Consider the following 3,752-nt stretch of genomic DNA (forward strand, 5'->3'; position numbering starts at 1 on the left):
TGCGCTCTCGCTGGATATTCGCGGCCCGCAGGATGCCCCGCTTGACGCGCTGCTCGCTGAACTGCTGGCGCAAGCGCAGGCGATTGCCGCGCGTCGCGGGTTGAGCTTCAGCGCCGAGGAGTTTTACCGTATCGCCGCCACGCCGTGCGATGCGCGTTTGCAGGATCTGCTGGGGCAGGCCGTTGAAACGGTGCAGGGGCGCTCGTTATCCCTGCCCAGCGGCGCCGGCCATGACACCATCGCCCTGGCGGAACGCTGGCCGGTGGGGATGCTGTTTGTGCGCTGCAGGGGCGGGGTCAGCCACCATCCGGCCGAATCGGTGATGGCTGAGGATGTCGCCCTGGCGATTGAGGCATTTGGGCGGGCGGTGAGAACGCTGGCTGACGGTGGTGCGCGTTAATTTGTAGGCCGGGTAAGCGGTAGCGCCACCCGGCAGGAAACAGCGTTACTCCAGCCCCAGCGTATATTGCGCGATCTTAAAGTAGATAATCAGCCCGGTGCCGTCGATCAGCGTCGCGATAAACGGCGCGGAGACGACCGCCGGGTCAATGCCGCAGCGCTTGAGCACCATCGGAATGACGGACGAGACAATCGCACTCCAGAGCGTAATGCACACCAGCGTCAGGCTGACGATAAGCGTGATTTCCAGCCCAATCCCCATCATCCAGGCGCGAATGCACCCGGCAATACCGAGCGTGGCGGCAATCATCAGCGAGGTGGTCATCTCTTTACGCAGCACGCGGCCAACGTCGCGCAGACGGACTTCCCCCAGCGCCATGGCGCGCACCAGGGTGGAGGTGATCTGCGTCCCGCTGTTGCCGCCCGTGCCGATCAGCAGCGGAATAAAAAACGCCAGCGCGATGGCGGACTCCAGCGCCTCTTCAAAATGCTGGATCACCGAGCTGGTGTAGGCCTCCGCGACAAACAGCAGCAGCAGCCAGACGGAGCGTTTTTTCCACAGGCTATACGGGCTGGTATCCAGATAGGGCTTCTCCAGCGGTAGCGTCGCCCCCTGAAGCTGAGCATCCTCGGTGACGTCATCTTCCAGCAGATGGGCGATTTCGCGCTCGGTCAGACAGCCGACGAGCTTGCCGTGGGTGACCACGGGCACCACGTCCGCGCCGCCGTGCGCCAGCAGCCCGGCAACGTCGGCACGTTCATCCTCCGGTTTGACCTGCAAAAACTGCGAAATCATCAGCGATTTCACCGGCTGTACCGTATCGGCGGTCTGCAGCAATTTACGCACGGCAATCATGCCCGCCAGGCGGCCATTGTCTTCAATAAAAATATGAGACGGAATATCGTCGTCTTTTAATTTTTCGAAGAATTGCTCGCGCGCCAGCGCCACGCATAATGAAATATCGAGGACAATAAAATCGGTATTCATATATTGCGCGATCGCGCTGTCATTGAATGCCAGGTTTTGGTTGTGAATAGCGTAAGACATAGTGAATTCCCTTTGAATAATAAAATCTCTCAGGGGCGAGCAAGACAGGGCATGTCGAAGAGGAGATCCCCACGTCCTGGGTTCAGCACTGTACACCGTATCCCGTGAGGGAAGTTATACTGACAAAGCCTTGATTCGACAGTGCCTGTTTTACCCTGTGTCGATTCTCTCGAACCTACCAGAGCGATAACGTGTATTTGTACAGGAGCCTCGCCATAACGAGATCGTTGTAAAACGAGGGAAATAATACGCTTATTTGATATTGCCGCTCGGGAAATTAAATAATGTTTAAGAACGGTTTAGGAGAATCTTATTTAATAAAGCGTTGATGGTTTATTTAAGGTCATTCATTTCTAATGGAGGATTATATAATCAACGGAGGAGAAGCAAATGGCGTGGTTTGATAATCTGCTGAATCATTTTGCGCTGTATCCGGCACATCTGTTCGCGCTGTTATTTATGATGGCGCTGAGCAAGTCGACGGTGCTGATCTCCTCCGTGCTGCCGCCCGCCTCGGTGATGCTGCTGGCGGGCATGACCGTCAGCCAGGCGAGCATGCATCCTGCGCTGGCGTGGCTGGCCGTGGTGTTGGGGGCAACGGCGGGCTCGGTGCTGAACTACCATATCGGCCAGCTGATGGGGCACACCCGGCTGGTCACGCGTTTTACCTCAAAGCATGCCGACAAGTTCTTGCGGGTACAGCATCAGCTGCAAAAGAACGGTGTCATCGTGCTCTTTACGTCGCGATTTCTGGCGGTGTTGCGTTACATCGTCCCGCTGGCGGCGGGGATGCTCAGGCTGAATGCAGCAAAGGTCTACGCCGTCAGCCTGATTTCCGCCTGCGTATGGGCGGCGCTGTATGTCGGCATCGTCACCGGCATCAGCGCCTTTTGAGTTACAAACTCCCCATGCCGCCGTCCACCAGCAGCTCCGTTCCTACCGTGTAGCTCGACTCGTCGGACGCCAGATAGAGCGCGGCTTTTGCCAGCTCCGTCGTCGAGCCCATTCTGCCGAGCGGCACCAGCTTGATGATGTCCGCCATCATTGCGTTAAGCGCCTCTTCGCTTAAGCCCGTTTTGGTAAAGGCCGGGGTTTCCACCGGACCGGGGCTCAGGCCGTTAACGCGGATCCCGCGCGGCAGCAGCTCCGCCGACAGCGTACGCGCCAGCGACAGCAGGGCGGCCTTGCTCGCGGCATACACGCTGCTGGTGGGCAGGCCGATGCGCGCGCTCACGGAGCCGCAGAGGATCACCGACGACGGGTTATTCAGCAGCGGCAGCAGCGCCTGAATTAAAAAGAACGGTCCCTTCAGGTTGATGCCCATCAGGCGATCCCACGCATCCTCCTGCCAGGCTTCCAGCGGCGCGTGCGTTACGTCGCCGGCGTTGAGAAACACCGCGTCGAGGCGCGGCCAGCGGGCGGCGAGGGTTTCCGCCAGCGCTTTCTGCGACGCGATATCGCCCGCATCGGTTGGGATCACCCAGGCCTTATCGCCCAGAATGCGCACTGCTTCGGCGAGGGTGTCCGGGTTGCGTCCGGTCACGGCGACGCGCGCCCCTTCGGCGATAAACGCCTGCGCGGTGGCAAGACCGATGCCGCTGGTGCCGCCGGTAATCAACGTATACTTATCGGTTAAACGACCCATGTTCTTCTCCTGAAATGTCTCTGGAGAAAGCACTATAGAAACGTTAGTATCGAAAGGAAACCAGGTACCAAATGGATACTAAATAGGCAAGAGGTGTGCTATGGCAGAAATGCTGGAGGAGTGCTGTGAAAAAAAATCTGAGGCGTATACCTGCCCGATGACGCAGTTTGTGAACCTGATTTCCGGCAAATGGGCGATCCCCATTCTCTATCGCCTGATTGTCTTTAATACGCCCGTACGCTTTGGCGACCTGCTGCGGGCGGCTGCCCCCATCACCCAGAAAGAGCTGACGAAGCAGCTGCGCCTGTTTGAACAGCGCGGGCTGGTGACGCGGACGGTCTACCCGGAGATCCCGCCGCGCGTGGAGTATCAGATCACCGGGCTGGGGTTAACCCTGCAGGACGCACTCTCGCCGCTGGCCGCCTGGATGAGCGAGTACGGCGACCAGCTTCAGCGTTAGGCTACTGTTTTACGTAGCGCGGTGCCGGGATGCCGGTGCGTGCGCTGCTAAACAGCTCAAGGCGCGCCGCTTCGTAGCGCTCCCACAGGCCTGCATCATGCATCGGCGGGATGGTGATCGGTTCACCCTGATCCAGACCCGCCAGCGACGCATCCACCATATCGTCGGTGGTCATTACCGAACCTTCCGGCAGATCGTCC

General features: G+C 58.9%; 5 protein-coding genes, 1 pseudogene and 1 riboswitch. Of the genes and pseudogenes, 3 read left to right on the forward strand and 3 right to left on the reverse strand.

From position 1 onward, the window contains the following. Nucleotides 1–400: M20/M25/M40 family metallo-hydrolase (locus DOU50_RS00860; protein ID WP_148768535.1), on the forward strand; the 400-nt coding region annotated here is incomplete at its 5' end. 45 nt (nt 401–445) lie between these two features. Here DOU50_RS00860 and DOU50_RS00865 read toward each other — a convergent pair. Then, nucleotides 446–1,447 (reverse strand): magnesium transporter, encoded by a 1,002-nt coding sequence (locus DOU50_RS00865; protein WP_029741838.1) that lies wholly within the window; start codon nt 1,445–1,447, stop codon nt 446–448. Between the two features lie 60 nt (nt 1,448–1,507). Continuing rightward, nucleotides 1,508–1,677: riboswitch (M-box (ykoK) riboswitch) on the reverse strand. A 160-nt stretch (nt 1,678–1,837) separates the two neighbouring features. Between DOU50_RS00865 and DOU50_RS00870 the strand changes: the two genes are divergently transcribed. After that, entirely contained in the window at nt 1,838–2,341 is a 504-nt protein-coding gene (locus DOU50_RS00870; RefSeq protein WP_048989864.1) for a DedA family protein, read from the forward strand. Between the two features lies 1 nt (nt 2,342). Here the strand turns inward: DOU50_RS00870 and DOU50_RS00875 are convergent, their stop codons facing one another. Further along, the gene (locus DOU50_RS00875) at nt 2,343–3,092 is read right to left on the reverse strand and encodes an SDR family oxidoreductase (RefSeq protein ID WP_148768536.1); all 750 of its coding nucleotides are present in this window, start codon (nt 3,090–3,092) and stop codon (nt 2,343–2,345) included. Nucleotides 3,093–3,192: 100 nt separating this feature from the next. Between DOU50_RS00875 and DOU50_RS00880 the strand changes: the two genes are divergently transcribed. Then, complete coding sequence (locus tag DOU50_RS00880; protein WP_024909625.1) at nt 3,193–3,552, forward strand: winged helix-turn-helix transcriptional regulator; 360 nt, start codon at nt 3,193–3,195, stop codon at nt 3,550–3,552. A gap of 1 nt (nt 3,553) precedes the next feature. Here the strand turns inward: DOU50_RS00880 and DOU50_RS00885 are convergent. Beyond that, a pseudogene (locus DOU50_RS00885) lies at nt 3,554–3,752 on the reverse strand (SDR family oxidoreductase); the annotation flags it as partial.

The organism is Enterobacter sp. C6 (genome assembly GCF_008122455.1).
Lineage (GTDB): Bacteria > Pseudomonadota > Gammaproteobacteria > Enterobacterales > Enterobacteriaceae > Enterobacter > Enterobacter pseudoroggenkampii.

Excerpts from the sequence above, each read along its gene's own strand:
- DOU50_RS00880 (WP_024909625.1), top strand. The coding sequence starts at position 3,193 with ATGGCAGAAATGCTGGAGGAGTGCTGTGAAAAAAAATCTGAGGCGTAT.
- DOU50_RS00870 (WP_048989864.1), top strand. The coding sequence starts at position 1,838 with ATGGCGTGGTTTGATAATCTGCTGAATCATTTTGCGCTGTATCCGGCA.
- DOU50_RS00865 (WP_029741838.1), bottom strand. The coding sequence starts at position 1,447 with ATGTCTTACGCTATTCACAACCAAAACCTGGCATTCAATGACAGCGCG.
- DOU50_RS00875 (WP_148768536.1), bottom strand. The coding sequence starts at position 3,092 with ATGGGTCGTTTAACCGATAAGTATACGTTGATTACCGGCGGCACCAGC.